The organism is Sphingomonas sp. OK281 (genome assembly GCF_900115295.1).
Lineage (GTDB): Bacteria > Pseudomonadota > Alphaproteobacteria > Sphingomonadales > Sphingomonadaceae > Sphingomonas.
Genome location: NZ_FOVZ01000004.1, coordinates 102,576 through 119,137, shown reverse-complemented (window position 1 = coordinate 119,137; position 16,562 = coordinate 102,576). Strand labels below are relative to the sequence as shown.

Here is a 16,562-nt window from a genome sequence, read left to right as displayed (position 1 = left end):
CAGCTTATGTGTGGTATCGTTGGAATCCTGAGTGGCGAAGACGTCGCGGGTCGGTTGCTCGACGGCCTGAAGCGCCTCGAATATCGTGGCTATGATTCGGCGGGCATCGCCACTGACAACGATGGCGCGATCGAGCGGCGGCGGGCGTCGGGCAAGCTCATCAACCTCGCCAACGAACTCGCCGCGCATCCGCTGCCCGGCAAGACCGGCATCGCCCACACGCGCTGGGCGACGCACGGCGGTCCGACCACCAACAACGCGCATCCGCATGCGACCGGCGAAGTCGCGGTGGTCCACAACGGCATCATCGAGAACTTCAAGCCGCTGCGCGAGGAGTTGATCGCGCGCGGCCGCGTGTTCACCAGCGAGACCGACACCGAAGTCGTCGCGCACCTGATCAGCGAGAAGGTCGAGGCGGGGATGGACCCGGTATCGGCCGTCCGCGAGATTCTGCCGCGCCTCCACGGCGCGTTCGCGCTCGCCATCCTGTTCCGCCAGCATCCCGATTTGCTGATCGGCGCGCGCCTCGGGTCGCCGCTCGTCGTCGGCCACGGTGACGGCGAGATGTATCTCGGCTCCGACGCACTCGCGCTCGCGCCGTTGACGCAGCGTATCGCGTATCTCGACGAGGGCGATTGGGTCGTGCTGACTCGCGACGGCGCGCAGGTCTATGACCGCGACAACGCGCCGGTCGAGCGCGCGATCACCATCTCGGGCGTCACCGGCGACGTGATCTCGAAGGGCAACCACAAGCATTACATGCTGAAGGAGATCTACGAGCAGCCGATCGTCGTCGCGCAGACGCTCCGCTCGTACCTCAAGCGGATGGAAGGCGAGGTCTCGCTGCCGATCCCCGAGTTCGACCTGTCCACGATCAAGCGCGTCACGATCGTCGCATGCGGCACGAGCTTCTATGCCGGCATGGTCGCCAAATACTGGTTCGAGCAGTTCGCGCGCGTGCCGGTCGACCTCGATGTCGCGTCGGAGTTCCGCTACCGCGCGCCGGTAATGGAAGACGGCGGCCTCGCGCTGTTCATCTCGCAGTCGGGCGAGACCGCGGACACGCTCGCCGCGCTGCGCCACGCGAAGGCCGAGGGCCAGAAGATCGCGGTCGTCGTCAACGTCCCGACCAGCTCGATGGCGCGCGAGGCGGATTTGCTGCTGCCGACGCATGCCGGGCCGGAGATCGGCGTGGCCTCGACCAAGGCGTTCACGTGTCAGTTGGCGGTGCTGGCCGCGCTCGCTGCGAACCTTGCGCGCGCGAAGGGGCTGCTCTCGAAGGAGCAGGAGCGCGAGATCGTCCGGCATCTGTCGGAGGCGCCTGCTGCACTCAACGGCGCGCTGGCGTATGACGAGGCGATCGAGGCGATGGCGCACAACATCGCCGGTGCGCGCGACGTGCTGTATCTCGGCCGCGGCACCGATTACCCGCTGGCGCTCGAGGGCGCGCTGAAGCTGAAGGAAATCAGCTACATCCACGCCGAGGGCTATGCCGCGGGCGAGATGAAGCACGGCCCGATCGCGCTGATCGACGAGCACGTCCCGGTCATCGTCATCGCACCGTCGGGGCCGCTGTTCGACAAGACGGTCAGCAACATGCAGGAAGTCATGGCGCGCGGCGGCAAGGTCGTGCTGATCTCGGATTACGACGGCATCCAGGCGGCCGGCGAAGGCTGCATGGCGACGATCACCATGCCCAAGGTCCACCCACTGATCGCGCCTTTGGTGTACGCGGTGCCCGTGCAGTTGCTCGCGTATCACGTCGCGGTGCTCAAGGGCACGGACGTCGACCAGCCGCGCAACCTCGCGAAGTCGGTGACGGTCGAATAACATTCGGCTTACCGTCGGGTCGTGCACCTCGATATAAGTCCGCCACCCCGGCGAAGGCCGGGGCCCAGTTGGGGGACGGTAGTAATGACGGATGGTCCGCTGTTACGACGACCTTTCCAACTGGGCCCCGGCCTTCGCCGGGGTGGTGCTTTCTTCCTAGGTCGAGCGTGCGTTTTCTTCCCGCACCCCAAACCCTCGATTGACTAAAATTGTGCGTCGCGTCACAACTCGCGGCGTCGATGTCGGGCAACCGGCATGGCACCGCGCGGGAGAGCGTTTCCGGTCCTTCGAGGGCCAACGGAACCGCCGAAGGAGCAACCACCCCGGAATCTCTCAGGCACCAGAGACCGCGCGAGGCTGATCGACACTCTGGAAAGCGTCCTGACGTGAGTCGAGGGCCACCGAAGGGGTAAGCGCTGGACAAGTCCGGCGCGAAAGCTCTCAGGTCCCGTGACAGAGGGGGTTCGGATCGTTGCACCCATTGGTGCCGCGCGCCCCTTCGACGGAGACCGAGCATGAGCGACCCTGAACTGCGCGATTACGCCAGCATCATCGATCAGGCCGACGATTACGTCGAGCCGGAGATCCTGCCATTGCCGCTCGACGCGTGGCACCGGGCGCACGGCGCGCGGATGGTCGAGTTCGCCGGCTACGAGATGCCGATCCAGTATGAAGGCATCATGGCCGAACACGCCTGGACGCGCGATTCGGCGGGCCTGTTCGACGTGAGCCACATGGGCCAGCTCGTCTTCTCCGGCGAAGGCGTCGCGCACGCGCTCGAAACCGTCCTGCCGGGCGATATCGCAGGGCTCGGCGAGGGCAAGATGCGCTACTCGCTGCTGCTCGCACAGGACGGCGGCATCCTCGACGACCTGATGGCCACACGCCTTCCAGACGACCAGCCCTCGCCGTTCTCCGCGGCCGACGTCGAGCCCGAGGCGTACGACCCGCTCCACCCGTCGCCGACTGCGAGCGGCAGCTTCTACGTCGTCGTCAACGGCGCAACCAAGTACGACGACATTAGCTATCTTATCGAGTACCTCCCCGACGACGTCACGATCAACATCCTCGAAGACCAGGCGCTGCTCGCGGTGCAGGGCCCGAAAGCGGTCGAGGCGGTCGCGCGGATCGTCCCCGGCGTCGACGGCCTCGTGTTCATGACCGCCGGCGCGTTCCACTGGAACGACGTACCGCTCTGGATCAGCCGCTCAGGCTATACCGGTGAAGATGGCGTCGAGATCTCGCTCCCCGCCGAGCACGCCGTCGCGTTCGCCGACGCGCTGCTCGCGCTCCCCGAGATCAAGCCGATCGGCCTCGGCGCGCGCGACTCGCTACGTCTCGAAGCCGGCCTGCCGCTCTACGGCCACGACCTCGATCCCGAGATCACGCCGGTCATGGCCGACCTCGGTTTCGCGCTGTCGAAGCGACGCCGCGAGGCTGCCGACTTCCCCGGTGCCGAGCGTATCCTCACCCAGCGCGAGCACGGCCCCGCCACCAAGCGCGTCGGCCTGATCGTCGAGGGCCGCCAGCCCGCGCGCGAAGGCGCCGAGGTGATCGACGACACCGGCGCGACGATCGGCCGCCTCACCAGCGGAGGCTTCGCGCCGACGCTCGGGAAGCCGATCGCGATGGCCTATGTGCCGCTCGCGCTCGCCGCCCCCGGCACCCGCATCGAGATCGCGCAACGCGGCAAGGTCCACACCGCCACCGTCACCGCGATGCCCTTCATTCCCCACCGCTACGTCCGCGCAGGAGCCAAGTGATATGAGCCGTTACTTCACGCAGGATCATGAATGGGTCGACGTCGATGGTGACGTCGGCACCGTCGGCATCTCCGAATACGCGCAAAGCCAGCTCGGCGACGTCGTGTTCGTCGACGTCCCCGAAGCCGGCAAGACGCTCAGCAAGGGCGACGAAGCCGCGGTCGTCGAGTCGGTCAAGGCCGCGTCGGACGTGTATTCGCCGGTCTCGGGCACCGTCACCGAGGGCAACGCGGCTTTGACCGACGACTCCAGCCTGGTGAACTCGGACGCCGAAGCGGCCGGCTGGTTCTTCAAGCTGACGCTGAGCGACCCGAGCGAACTCGACAGCCTGATGGACGAAGCCGCCTACGCGACGTTCGTCGAAGGGCTCTAATCTAACTGCTCCCCTCCCGCTTGCGGGAGGGGTCGGGGGAGGGGCTGGTACAGTCGTTCCCCGTCTCATTCCCTCCCCCGACCCCTCCCGTGAACGGGAGGGGAGGAGACTAGAATGCGCTACCTTCCCCTGACCAAGCCCGACCGTGCGGAAATGCTCGCCGTCATCGGTGCCTCGACCATCGACGACCTCTTCGTCGACGTCCCCGAAGCCGCGCGCCTCGACGGCCCGGTTCGCGACCTGCCGATGCACGCCTCCGAAATGGCGGTCGAACGCCACATGTCGGCACTCGCCAAGAAGAACCTCACCGCCGGCGAAGCGCCGTTCTTCCTCGGCTGCGGCGCGTACAAGCATCACGTCCCCGCGTCGGTCGACCATTTGATCCAGCGCGGCGAGTTCCTCACCGCCTACACGCCGTACCAGCCGGAAATCGCGCAGGGTACGCTGCAGATGCTGTTCGAGTTCCAGACTCAGGTCGCGCGGCTGCTCGGCACCGACGTCGCCAACGCCTCGATGTATGACGGCTCGACCGCGTGCTGGGAAGCGATCGTGATGGCGCGTCGCATCACCAAGCGGGGCAGGGCGATCCTGTCGTCGGGCCTCCACCCGCATTACGTCTCGGTCGCCAACACGATGGCCAAGTTCACCGGCGACGTGCTCGACACGACCGCGCCCGAGCTGGTCGCCGACATGGACCTCGACCAGCTGATCGCGAAGATCGACGACGATACGTCGTGCGTCGTCGTCCAGTACCCCGACATCCTCGGCCGCATCGCCGACCTGCGCCCGCTTGCGGATGCGTGCCACGCCAAGAAGGCGCTGCTTATCGCGGTTGTCACTGAGCCGGTAGCGCTCGGCGCGATCACGTCGCCCGGCGAGATGGACGCGGACATCGTCGTCGGCGAAGGCCAGTCGCTCGGCGTCGGCCTGCAGTTCGGCGGGCCTTATGTCGGCCTGTTCGGGTGCAAGGACAAATACGTCCGCCAGATGCCCGGCCGTCTCTGCGGCGAGACCGTCGACGCGGACGGCCGCCGCGGTTTCGTCCTCACGCTGTCGACCCGCGAGCAGCACATCCGCCGCGAAAAGGCGACGTCGAACATCTGCACCAACTCCGGCCTCTGCGCGCTGGCCTTCTCGATCCACATGACTCTGCTCGGTGAAGCCGGCCTGCGCCGCCTTGCGGGGCTCAACCATGCGGGTGCGGTCCACGCCGCGCGCCGACTGGCGAAGGTACCGGGCGTCGAATTGCTCAACACGCACTTCTTCAACGAATTCACGCTGAAGCTCCCCGTCGAAGCCCGCCCGGTCGTCCGCACGCTGGCCGACCGCGGCATCCTCGCGGGCGTCTCGTTGGGCCGGCTCTATCCCGGCAATGACGACCTCGCCAACGGCCTGGTCGTTGCCGTGACCGAGACGACCACGGCGGAGGACGTCGAAACGCTTGCGTCCGCACTATCCACGGTCCTTGGGGAGATACTGGCATGAGCATCAACCAGAGCGGCTGGCGCCCTACGGCTCCCGAGGCGAGCACCGGCGGCGTTCCCACAAGCGTCACCGGCAACAAGGCGCTGATGCTGGAAGAAGCGCTGATCTTCGAGATCGGCGATGCGAAGACGACGGGCGTCGACTTCGGCGAAGGCGACGTCGCGCACGACATGCTCGGCGATCTGACGCGCAAGGCGCCGATCGGCCTCCCCGGTCTCTCCGAACCCGAAACCGTCCGCCACTACACCCGCCTCTCACGCCAGAACTACGGCATCGACCTCGGCTTCTTCCCGCTCGGCTCGTGCACGATGAAGCACAACCCGCGCCTCAACGAGAAGATGGCGCGGCTGCCCGGGTTTTCCGACGTCCACCCGCTCCAGCCGGTCGACACGGTACAGGGCGCATTGGAAGTCATCCACCAGCTCGCACACTGGCTCGTCACGCTCACCGGCATGACCTCGGTCGCGATGAGCCCCAAGGCGGGCGCACACGGCGAACTCTGCGGCATCCTCGCGATCCGCGCGGCACTCGAAGCCAAGGGCGAAGGCGCTCGCAAGATCATCCTGGTCCCCGAGAGCGCGCACGGCACCAACCCCGCCACCGCCGCGTTCGCCGGCTATAGCGTCGAGGATATCCCCGCCACCGCCGAAGGCCGCGTCGACACCGCCGCGCTGAAGGCTCGGCTTGGTCCCGACGTCGCCGGTGTGATGATCACCAACCCCAACACGTGCGGCCTGTTCGAGCGCGACATGCGCGAGATCTCCGACGCGGTGCACGCGGCCGGCGGCTTCGTCTATTGCGACGGCGCGAACTTCAACGCCATCGTCGGCCGCGTTCGGCCGGGCGATCTCGGCATCGACGCGATGCACATCAACCTGCACAAGACCTTCTCGACTCCTCACGGCGGCGGCGGTCCGGGTTCCGGCCCGGTGGTGTTCTCGGAAGCTTTGACCCCCTACGCACCGCTCCCCTTCGTCGAGAGGCAGGGCGACCAATTCGTCCTGATCGAGGAAGAGAATGCCGACGAGCACCACGCCGGCAGCTTCGGCCGCATGGTAGCGTTCCACGGCCAGATGGGCATGTTCACGCGTGCGCTGACCTACATCCTCAGCCACGGCGCGGACGGCCTGCGCCAGGTGTCGGAGGATGCGGTGCTCAACGCGAACTACATCCTGCGCAGCCTCGACGACACGCTCGACGCACCGTTCGGCCCGTCGGGTCCGTGCATGCACGAGGCGCTGTTCTCGGACTCGGGCCTTGCCGCCGGCTTCTCGACGATCGACATTGCCAAGGGCCTGATCGACGAGGGCTTCCACCCGATGACGATGTATTTCCCGCTCGTCGTCCACGGCGCGATGCTGGTCGAACCGACCGAGACCGAGTCGAAGGCGGCGCTCGACCAGTTCATCGCCGCGCTCCGCTCGGTCGCCGAACGCGCGAAAGCCGGCGACCCTAGCCTCAAGACCGCCCCCCACTTCGCCCCCCGCGCACGCCTCGACGAGACGCTCGCGGCGCGCAAACCGGTCCTGGTCTGGAAGGACCCGGCTCCGCTGGCGCAGGCGGCCGAGTAAGGGAAGGTGATCTTCGGGGTGTGACGCTTGCACCCGAGGAATACTACCACCCCGGCGAAGGCCGGGGTCCAATTGGGAGACGTTGCTAACGGAGGGTGTGCTCCGTTACCGCGACCTTTCCAATTGGGCCCCGGCCTCCGCCGGGGTGGCGCTACGTATGTCTACTTGCATCTTTACGTCTGCTGTATTGTTGCCGTACTACACCATCGTCTGATGACGACGTAGGGGCACGCAATGCAGGCGCACGAAGCACAAGGCTGGATCAGCTACGCGATCACCGCGGTCGTCATCGGCATCGTCTTCGCGGTCCGCTGGCGCCGCATGAGTATCGTGAAGCCGCTCAAGCTCGAACGTCTCTGGATCTTCCCCGCACTCTACGCCGCCGTCACGCTCTACATGTTCACGATGTACCCGCCCCACGGCCTCGCCTGGCTGTTCTGCGCGCTAGCCATAGTGATGGGCGGAGCACTAGGCTGGCAGCGCGGCAAGCTCATGCGGATCACGATCGATCCCGACAGCCACGCGCTCAACACGACGTCCTCCCCGGCGGCGGTCCTGTTCATCGTGGCGATCGTCGCAGTCCGCACCGGCGCGCGCGCCGTAATCGGCGACGGCCAAGCCCTCCACCTCGACGCCTTCGCCATCACCGACATGCTGGTCGCGCTGGCGCTGGGCCTGTTCACCACCCAACGCGTCGAAATGTACCTCCGCGCCAAGCGGATGCTCGAAACGGCCCGCGTCCGCTAATCCGAACCGTCATCCCCGCGAAGGCGGGGACCCATACTGGCAACCGTCGGTAATCCGAACGCCAGGTCAGTCAGTCTGGGTTCCCGCCTCCGCGGGAATGACAAGAGTGGGCTCAAGCGATCGCCTGCTCCGTCTCCTCCCGCCGCCGGACATGCTCGCGCCACACGATATACAACCCGCTCGCGACGATGACCGGCGCTCCGACCCAAGTGGCCTCCGCCGGCAGCGTGTCGAACACCAGCCACCCCAGCAGCGTAGCCCACAACAGACTGGAATAATCCATCGGCACCACCACCGACACCGGCCCGAGCCGCAACGACGTCGTCATCGCGATCTGCGCCAGCCCGCCGAAGATCCCGACGCTCGCCAGGCAAATCCACGCGACCAGATCATGCGACTGTGCCGCCTGCGCATAGAACACCGACAACGGGATCAGCGACAGCGCCGAGAACCAGAACACCGTCGTCAGCGCACTCTCGGTCTTGCCGATCTGCCGCAACAGGATCGACACGCTAGCCGTCCCGAACGCCCCCGCCAGCGCACACCCCGCACCCCATAACGGAAAGTGATCGCCGCTTCCGGGCTGTGCGACGATCAATACGCCCGCGAACCCGGTCGCGACCGCCGCCCAGCGATGCCACCCGGTCGGCTCGCGCAACACCAGCGCCCCCAGGATCGTCGCGAACACCGGCACCGTGAACCCAATCGTCGTCGCCTCTGCCAGCGGTAACGCGACGATCCCGTTGAAGGTAAATGCCATCGCCGACAGCCCGACCACCGCGCGAACGATATGCGCCGGCAATCGCTTGGTAGCCACCGAAGGCAGGCCCGGCCCGGCAAGGATAACCCCTGACACGAGCATACACGCGCCAAACTGGCGGAAGAACAGGATTTCCGACACGCTCGCGCCATGCCGCTCGGCCAGCTTGATCGCGGTGTTCATCAGCGCGAAGATCACGACCGACAGCAACCGCATGCCGATGGCGGGAAGGATGCGGTCGGTGGGCATGCGCGACCCCTACGCAAACCACCGCCGCGTCGCCACCCCGCAACTCACACGTGACGAACCACCGCGCACCCGCTATCCGCACCTCATGATAAAGCGCGCACTCCCCGTCACCCGCGAGGCGGATTTCTCCGCCTGGTACCAGGCCGTCATCTCCGAGGCCGATCTCGCCGAGGAATCCGGCGTCCGCGGCTGCATGGTCATCCGCCCCTGGGGCTATGGCATCTGGGAGCGCATCCAGCGCTTGCTCGACGATCGGATCAAGGCGACCGGTCACGAGAACTGCTATTTCCCGCTCTTCATCCCGCTCTCCTACTTCGAGAAGGAGGCCGAGCACGTCGACGGGTTCGCCAAGGAAATGGCCGTGGTCACGCACCACCGCCTCAAGGCCGATGGCTATGGCCGGCTGATCCCCGATCCCGACGCCAAGCTCGAGGAGCCGCTCGTCGTCCGCCCGACTTCCGAGATGGTCATCGGCGCCGCCTTCGCGCGCTGGGTCCAGTCGTGGCGCGACCTGCCCGTCTTGATCAACCAATGGGCCAACGTCGTCCGCTGGGAGATGCGCACGCGCATGTTTCTGCGCACCAGCGAGTTCCTCTGGCAGGAAGGCCACACCGCGCACGCGACCGCAGACGAAGCGCGCGACGAGACGCTCAAGATGCTCGAAGTCTATCGCGACTTTGCGGAGGAATGCCTCGGCGTCCACGTCATCGCCGGCGAGAAGCCCGAGAACGAGCGCTTCCCCGGCGCCGTCGCGACCTATTCGATCGAGGCGATGATGCAGGACGGCAAGGCTTTGCAAGCCGGCACTTCGCATTTCCTCGGAACCAATTTCGCGTCGGCACAGAACATCCGGTTCCAGAATGCGGGCGGCGAATTCGAGCTGTGCAACACCACCAGCTGGGGCGTGTCGACGCGGATGATCGGCGCGGTCATCATGGTCCACGGCGACGACGACGGCCTGCGCGTGCCGCCGATGATCGCACCGTGGCAGGTCGTGATCGTGCCGATGCTGCGCGACGTCCCCGAGGACGCGGCGATCGTCGAATACTGCAAGTCGCTCCAGGCCGAACTCGCCAAGCAGTCCGCGCTCGGTGAGCCGGTCCGCGCACTGCTCGACCTCAAGCCCGCCAAGGCCGCGACCAAGCGCTGGGGCTGGGTCAAGAAGGGCGCCCCAATCGTGATCGAGGTCGGCGGTCGCGACATGGCCGGCGGCAACGTCACGGTCATCCGCCGCGATCGCCTCTACCGCGAGGACGGCAAGCTAAACAGCGTCGCAACGCCGCGCGACACGTTCGTCGGCGAGGTTTCGGGCATCCTGCACGACATCCAGGCGACGCTCCACGTCGAGTCGATGAACCGCGTGAAGGGCAACATCGTCCCCGCCAACGACTTCGCCGCAGTCGAAGCGCATTTCGCCGACGGCGTGAAGAACCCGGGCTGGGTCGACGTCCGCTGGTCGAAGCCGACGGGGGCGGCACTCGACAAGGTCGTCGAACGCCTGAAGGCGCTGAAACTCACCATCCGCAACGCGCCGATGGGCCAGACCGGTTGCGATGACGGCGCCTGCATATTCACCGGCGAACCTGCGGTCGAACGCATCCTGATCGGCCGCGCCTACTAGGCGCGCCGATTGGCCGCTGCCGGGTCGCGTCCAAGGCCGATCATCGGGGCGGGGCGTGGCGACCGCCGGGATACCCCAGGCTGGGAGCTACCAAAACCGTCCGGTCTGTCGGCTGCATCTTCGCCGCTCGTCTGGTATCGTCGCATCGGCTTTGGCAGTGCGACCTTAGGGGGCAGGCATGGGCGTGACGGGGATCGGCGGGTTCTTCTTCCGGGCAAAGGACCCGGAGGCGGTACGCGCTTGGTATGTCGAGCATCTCGGCGTCGGGTCGGTGCCGTATGGATCGTGGGAGACGCTCGCTGGACCCAGCGTCTTTGCGCCGTTCGCCGTCGACGCCGACTATTTCCCCGCGGATCGCCCCTGGATGCTCAATCTGCGCGTCGACGACATCGAAGGCCTGATCGCCACCCTCCGCGCGGCGGGGATCGCGGTGACGACCGATCCCGAATGGGACATGCCCGGTTTCGGCCGCTTCGCGCGCATCCACGATCCGGAAGGCAATCCTATCGAACTGTGGGAGCCTGAAGAATCGGAAGCTTGAGGACGCACCCCAGCTTGGTTTGAAGATCAGCGGTAGTGCGGGAGAAGGTGCCTTCGGTCTCGACCTTTGCCAACGCGGAAATCTTCCCCCCTCCCTGAAAGGGAGGGGCCGGGGGTGGGTTGGCCTGCTCAAGCCGCGCAGGTTCGGACGTGCGGAAGCCGACCCACCCCCAACCCCTCCCTTCCAGGGAGGGGGGAACGGGTTGGCCAGTCCTCTCTAACCGGCAGGTTGCTACGGGGCTTTAGCCGAGCTTGGAACCGCCACGGTCCTGTCTAGAACAATTCCCCCTGCGGCCCCCTTGGCGCCCGGAACAGATCGTTCCGCAAGGCAACCCGCTCCCGGTTCAACCCGTGCTTCGCACACGCAATCCGGAACCGCGTCCCCAGCAGGTCGGCCCAAGGCCCTTGCCCTTTCATCCGCGTAAAGAAGTTCGGGTCGTTATCCTTCCCCCCGCGCAAGGACGCGATCGTCGCCATCACTTTCCCCGCACGATCGGGAAAATGCTCGTCGAGCCACGCCCGGAACAGCGGTGCCACCTCATGCGGCAATCGCACCGGGATGAAGAACGCCCGTGTCGCCCCGGCCTCCGCCGCCCGCGCGATCAGATGCTCGATCTCATGATCGGTGATCGCCGGGATGACCGGCGCGATCGAAACATACACGGGCACGCCTGCGTCCGCGAGCTTCCGCACCGCCGCCAGTCGTCGCTCTGGATGCGGCGCGCGCGGTTCGACGGTCGCCGCGATCTTCGGATCGAGCGAGGTGATCGACATCGCCACCGCCGCCAGCCCCTTCGCCGCCATTGGTGCCAACAGATCGATATCGCGCACCACCCGGTCCGACTTCGTGGTGATCGTCAATGGATGGTCGGTCTCCGCCAGAACCTCGATGATGCCACGCGTGATCCGCCAGTCGCTCTCGATCGGCTGGTAGGGATCGGTGTTCGTCCCCAGCGCCATCGGTGCCACGGCATAGCCCGGTTTCGACAGTTCAGCCCGGAGCAGCGCCGCCGCGGAGGGCTTCGCAAACAGCTTGCTCTCGAAATCCAGCCCCGGCGACAGATCGTGAAACGCATGGCTCGGTCGCGCGAAACAATAGATGCAGCCATGCTCGCACCCCCGATACGGATTGATCGAGCGGTCGAACGGCACGTCGGGCGACGCGTTGCGGCTGATGATCGTCCGCGGCGTCTCGACCGTCACCGTCGTCCGCAGCTTCGGCGCGATTCCGTCGATCCCCTCGCGCATGTCGAGCCAATCGCCGTCCGCCTCGGTCTGCGACAGGTTGAACCGGCGGCTTTCGTCGTTCCGCGTGGCGCCACGAACGGGTCGATCGGTCTTCATCGATCGACGATACACGGAATATGGGAACAAATACAGAACATAAATACGCCGTCCGTGCGTCGGCACCGAAATTTCTTGATCTATATCTAGGAAAAATAAGGCTGATTTTTAGTCACTTGCGTCTAGCACGAAAGAGTTCTCGCCGCTCGCTGCGAGAGCGCGTAGGGCAGGGCGATGACGGGACAGATTACCACGGTGGAACGAGCGTTCGAACTGGCGCGCTCGGGCGAATGCGAGTCGGTCAACGCATTGCGCCAGCGGTTGCGGCGTGAGGGGTATGACGCCGTTCACCTTCACCTTCATGGCGCGTCGATCAACAAGCAACTCGTCGACCTGATCCACGCGGCACGCGGCGGCTCCGCGCTCGCGTAACGCGGCGGCGGTTCGATCGGCGTGCTGGGCATCGTCCGATCGAACCGTACAGCATCATTTTTGCGCCAGCATCACCGTCTTCGGCATGTTCAATCCGGCGGCAGACCATTCCACGGCGGTCTTGCAGGTCGTCTGACGGATCCGCGATCCCGTCATCGCGGGTTCGTTCAGGCAATATTTCTGGGTCTTGGCGTCGTACTTCAGGACCGTCTTCTGCGTTGAGCCCGAGGGTGCGGCGAGGATCGGTGCGCTGGCCGTGAGGACAGCGACGGCGACGAGGCTTTTCAGGAAGATGGTGGTCATGGCAGCGTCCTTGTGATGGTTGGTGTCAGGCGCCCGGTGGGGCGACATCTCGACCAATGCATCCAGCGTGCCAGTTTCATAATACACTACTACACGCCGACGAAGTCGCTTTAACGGCACGATTTTCTGGCCGCTTCACTATCGGCCTCACGCAAATTCCGGATCTCGAGATACGCCAAGATCTGGGATAAACCGCGGCAAATTGGCAAGACGGCGTCCGCAGTTGCCATTTCTCGTTCGCTCCCCCCGCCAAGGGGAAGCGGCTACGCCCAATTGTCTGGCGGCAGGGCGAGGCCGTCGCCGTAGACGCACCTCACATCCGGCAACGGCCGTCGCTCTTAGCGCTCCAGCAAACGCGGCATCAGCTCGACAAAGTTGCAGGGCCGGTGGCGGCTGTCGAGCTGATCGCGCAGGATGCCGTCCCAGCCGTCCTTCACTGCGCCGGTCGAACCGGGCAGCGCGAAGATGTACGTCCCGTGCGAGACGCAGGCGCACGCGCGCGACTGGACCGTCGAGGTACCGATCGTCTGGTAGCTGAGCATCCGGAAGAGTTCGCCGAAGCCGGGAATCATCTTCTCGGCAACCTGCTCGACCGCCTCGGGAGTCACGTCGCGCCCGGTGACGCCGGTGCCGCCGGTGGTGATGATGCAGTCGATTTCCGGATCGCCGATCCACGCGTGCAGCCGCGAGACGATCGTCTCGACGTCGTCCTTCTCGATCTTTCGGTCGGCGAGGACATGGCCCGCCTCGGTCAGTCGTGCGACCAACGTATCGCCCGAGCGATCCTCGGCAAGGCCACGCGTATCCGATACCGTCAGTACGGCAATGCGTACCGGCAGGAACGTCCGGCTCTCATCGATCGGCATATACTCAGTCCGCGCGCGTGACGGTGGTCGACTGCGGACCGACGCTGGCATTGACGGCGACGGTGGCGTTCAAGGGCACCGTGCTGGCCCGGTATTGCGTATAGGGCTTGGCCGCCATCCGCACCGCGGTCGCACCCGGCAGGCCGGGGAAGCGCGGCCACATGCCCTGCGCGAGCGCGTTGCGGCTGGTCGATGCCTTCTTGCCGCCCTGCGCCTCGTACATCCAGTAGTTGCGCAGCACGGTGGTCACGTAGCCGCGCGTCTCCCAATACGGGATGCTCTCGATATACATCAGCGGATCGCCGTTATCGTGGACGATCGCGTTCCAGTCGCCGACCGGGCGCGGACCCGCATTATACGCCGCGATCACCTTGGGCAGCAGCCCACCGGTGACGCCCGCCATGTCGCGCAGCCGCTCCAGATGACGCTGGCCGATATCCATGTTCGTCGACGGCTTGGTCAGCGCCTTCATGTCGATCGATGTGCCACGCTCGCGTGCGAAATCGGTCGCGGCGGCGGGCATGATCTGCATCAGGCCATACGCGCCCGCCGGGCTCTTCACCGTGTTACGGAACCGCGATTCCTCGAGTGTGTGCGCATAGACCAGCGCCTTGTCGATGTGCCAGCCGCTGTCGGGCGTCCAGTTCGGCGTCGGGTAACGCGCCTCGGCGGTCGACGTGACTCCCTGCGGACAATTGTGCGCGAGCCAGACGGTCGTCGCGGGCAGGCTCAGCGCTTCCGCCACGCGGACCAGGTTGCCGAACTCGCGCGGGTCGCCGATCTTGGCCTGCTGGCGGATCACGGTATCGGCCAGGTCGGTCTCGCCGACCTCGACCAGGGCAGCGGCGACGCGCACGTTCGGACGCTTGCCGACGACCTTCCAGTCGCTGGCCACGAGCCCGCCGACCGACGTGCCCTTGTCCTTCATCGCAAGCTGCTGGCGCGCGAGCTGGCCGTAGAAGCTCTCGCCGAACTGCGCCGCCGCCTTCAGCCGACCCTCGATCTTGTCGGGGCGCGAGCACACCATGTCGGCGCGCGACGCCCAGTACAGCGCCGCCGCCCGAAGATCGACGTCGCCGGCGCGTGCCGCGACACCCTCGAACCCGGTCTCGGCATTCGCGCAGTCATTCTGCCGCCACGCCGACAGCGCCCCGACCCAGCGACCCTGGACCGCCCAGTCGCCGACGCCGTCCTGTGCCTTCGCCGCCATTACGCGCGCGTTCACATCGTCGCCCTGGAGGAAATAGATCCACGCGATCTTCTGCTGCCACTCGGTCAGCGCTTCCGGAGTAAGCCCTGGCGTGCTCTCCAGCAGGGACTGCGCCTCGCGACCCATGTCCGCCTTCACATAAGGCTGCATCTTCAGCGCCAGATCGGCGGCGATCATGTCGCCCTGCAGGCTCTTGGCGCGCACCCGACGCGGCGCGCCGTCCTGCCAGATCAGCCGCTGAGCCGCGGGCAGGGGAGGAAGGTCGACCGCGCCGCGAGTCAAGGCGAGGCGCGAGATCTGCGCGGCTTCGGGCAGTTCGGGCGCTTCGTTGAGCAGCGCGACCAGCGGCTCCATCTCGACGCGGGGCGAACCCTTCGCCGTATACATCTCGGCGCGCGCGATCGCGTGCAGCGGGCCGGGCTTCATCGTGTCGAGCCCGATCTGCGCGTCGGTCCACTTGCCGTCGCGGATCGCCGCGAACACGGTCCTGTAAGCCTCGCGCTGGCTGGCATCGAGCTGGTCGGGGATCTGTTCGATCGTCGGTGCGCCGATCAACTGCGTCGTGCCGAGCCGCGCATCGCCAGCGGACTCACCGGCAACGGTCGCCGCGAGCGCTGGAAAGGGGAGGGCGCTGAGCCCCAGAACGATAGCTAGAGTCCGAATCATCTCACACCCTCTTGCGACGTCAGTCCGCGCATCAGCATCTGCAAATCCTTCCAGGCCTCGGCCTTGGCCGCGGGCTTCTCGATCAGAAACCGCGGGTGAAAGCTCGCGACCACGCCGGTCTCGCTGTAGGCTTCGCCAGACGCCGAACCGGACCCCGTTTCTCCGGTCTTATGGTTAAATTCGTGTAAACGCCCGCGGGCTGCCTGTAATTCCATCCCAAGGATCGCACGGCTCGCCGCATTGCCCAGCAGCAGCAACCGCTTGGGGGCAACCAACCCGATGTGATGCTTGGCGATTTCAGACAGCCGCGCCTCGACCTCGCTCTGGATCCGCCCCGCGGTCGGCCGCTTCGCGCAGACCGCCGCGAGATGCACTTCGTCGCGTGTCAGACCGATCGCCGCGAGCATCTTGTCGAGCAGCCGTCCCGATGCGCCACTCAGCAGCGCCCCCGCATCGCCATCGTCCCGGTCCGGGCAATCGACAAGCACCATGACCGTAGCGTCAGCGGGACCAACCGCGGCCAGCGAAACCCCGCTCCAGTCCGCCTCGGGAACCTCCGCACTGCTCCGCCAGGCCAGGAAATCGGCCAGCAAATGCGGCATCGCGGAGGGTGCCAAGACCGGCGCAGCAGGCACTGCGGCGGGTACGACCAGCGGCTCAGACGCCGCAAACCAGTCGCGCGGGACGTCGTCGACCAGCGTGTCGACGCCAGCCTCGTGCCACCAGTCGAGCGCACTCGCCGCTGTATTTCGCCAGTCGATGGTTTGGTCCGCCCCCACAATGTAACCTATGCTGCACGGTTGACGTGGCGGTCAACTCGCGCAATCGCCATATTGGACAAGATGGTGCCCGCCCGAGCCCG

The 16,562-nt window shown here is 66.2% G+C and carries 15 protein-coding genes and 1 riboswitch; of the genes, 9 read left to right on the top strand and 6 right to left on the bottom strand.

Going from position 1 to position 16,562, the window contains the following annotated elements:
* Window positions 1–6: 6 nt before the first annotated feature.
* From glmS to BM244_RS14780, 6 genes are all read left to right on the top strand, one after another.
* A complete protein-coding gene (gene glmS, locus BM244_RS14805) occupies window positions 7–1,830 on the top strand; it encodes a glutamine--fructose-6-phosphate transaminase (isomerizing) (protein WP_093399686.1) in 1,824 nt (607 codons plus the stop codon).
* A gap of 256 nt (window positions 1,831–2,086) precedes the next feature.
* Window positions 2,087–2,190, top strand: a riboswitch (glycine riboswitch).
* 155 nt (window positions 2,191–2,345) lie between these two features.
* Window positions 2,346–3,593, top strand: a complete 1,248-nt coding sequence (gcvT, locus tag BM244_RS14800) for a glycine cleavage system aminomethyltransferase GcvT (RefSeq protein ID WP_093399685.1) — start codon at window positions 2,346–2,348, stop codon at window positions 3,591–3,593.
* Between the two features lies 1 nt (window position 3,594).
* Window positions 3,595–3,966: a glycine cleavage system protein GcvH gene (gcvH, locus tag BM244_RS14795; protein WP_056057335.1), complete on the top strand. Its 372-nt coding sequence runs from the start codon at window positions 3,595–3,597 to the stop codon at window positions 3,964–3,966.
* Between the two features lie 114 nt (window positions 3,967–4,080).
* Window positions 4,081–5,451 (top strand): aminomethyl-transferring glycine dehydrogenase subunit GcvPA, encoded by a 1,371-nt coding sequence (gene gcvPA, locus BM244_RS14790; RefSeq protein WP_093399684.1) that lies wholly within the window; start codon window positions 4,081–4,083, stop codon window positions 5,449–5,451.
* Window positions 5,448–7,022, top strand: coding sequence for an aminomethyl-transferring glycine dehydrogenase subunit GcvPB (gene gcvPB / locus BM244_RS14785; RefSeq protein WP_093399683.1), 1,575 nt, complete (start codon window positions 5,448–5,450; stop codon window positions 7,020–7,022). Before gcvPA ends, gcvPB begins: the two co-directional genes overlap by 4 nt.
* A gap of 234 nt (window positions 7,023–7,256) precedes the next feature.
* Complete coding sequence (locus tag BM244_RS14780; protein WP_093399682.1) at window positions 7,257–7,769, top strand: CcdC protein domain-containing protein; 513 nt, start codon at window positions 7,257–7,259, stop codon at window positions 7,767–7,769.
* 112 nt (window positions 7,770–7,881) lie between these two features.
* On the opposite strand, the gene BM244_RS14775 is transcribed toward BM244_RS14780, so the two are convergent.
* Window positions 7,882–8,778, bottom strand: coding sequence for a DMT family transporter (locus tag BM244_RS14775; RefSeq protein ID WP_093399681.1), 897 nt, complete (start codon window positions 8,776–8,778; stop codon window positions 7,882–7,884).
* Between the two features lie 85 nt (window positions 8,779–8,863).
* Between BM244_RS14775 and BM244_RS14770 the strand changes: the two genes are divergently transcribed.
* A complete protein-coding gene (locus BM244_RS14770; RefSeq protein ID WP_093400038.1) occupies window positions 8,864–10,399 on the top strand; it encodes an aminoacyl--tRNA ligase-related protein in 1,536 nt (511 codons plus the stop codon).
* 178 nt (window positions 10,400–10,577) lie between these two features.
* The gene (locus BM244_RS14765) at window positions 10,578–10,940 is read left to right on the top strand and encodes a VOC family protein (RefSeq protein WP_093399680.1); all 363 of its coding nucleotides are present in this window, start codon (window positions 10,578–10,580) and stop codon (window positions 10,938–10,940) included.
* A gap of 272 nt (window positions 10,941–11,212) precedes the next feature.
* On the opposite strand, the gene BM244_RS14760 is transcribed toward BM244_RS14765, so the two are convergent.
* Window positions 11,213–12,283 carry a PA0069 family radical SAM protein gene (locus BM244_RS14760; RefSeq protein ID WP_093399679.1) on the bottom strand — a complete coding sequence of 357 codons (1,071 nt, stop codon included), beginning with the start codon at window positions 12,281–12,283 and terminating at the stop codon, window positions 11,213–11,215.
* A 174-nt stretch (window positions 12,284–12,457) separates the two neighbouring features.
* On the opposite strand from BM244_RS14760, the gene BM244_RS14755 reads away from it, so the two are divergent.
* Complete coding sequence (locus BM244_RS14755; protein ID WP_082445022.1) at window positions 12,458–12,655, top strand: hypothetical protein; 198 nt, start codon at window positions 12,458–12,460, stop codon at window positions 12,653–12,655.
* A gap of 54 nt (window positions 12,656–12,709) precedes the next feature.
* Here BM244_RS14755 and BM244_RS14750 read toward each other — a convergent pair whose 3' ends face one another.
* The 4 genes from BM244_RS14750 to BM244_RS14735 form a co-directional block, all read right to left on the bottom strand.
* The gene (locus tag BM244_RS14750) at window positions 12,710–12,958 is read right to left on the bottom strand and encodes a hypothetical protein (RefSeq protein WP_139226945.1); all 249 of its coding nucleotides are present in this window, start codon (window positions 12,956–12,958) and stop codon (window positions 12,710–12,712) included.
* Window positions 12,959–13,296: 338 nt separating this feature from the next.
* Entirely contained in the window at window positions 13,297–13,824 is a 528-nt protein-coding gene (gene moaB, locus BM244_RS14745) for a molybdenum cofactor biosynthesis protein B (RefSeq protein ID WP_093399677.1), read from the bottom strand.
* 4 nt (window positions 13,825–13,828) lie between these two features.
* A complete protein-coding gene (locus BM244_RS14740) occupies window positions 13,829–15,700 on the bottom strand; it encodes a lytic transglycosylase domain-containing protein (protein ID WP_093399676.1) in 1,872 nt (623 codons plus the stop codon).
* A complete protein-coding gene (locus tag BM244_RS14735; protein WP_093399675.1) occupies window positions 15,697–16,479 on the bottom strand; it encodes a uracil-DNA glycosylase in 783 nt (260 codons plus the stop codon). The genes BM244_RS14740 and BM244_RS14735 overlap by 4 nt, the downstream gene beginning before the upstream one ends.
* Between the last annotated feature and the right edge of the window lie 83 nt (window positions 16,480–16,562).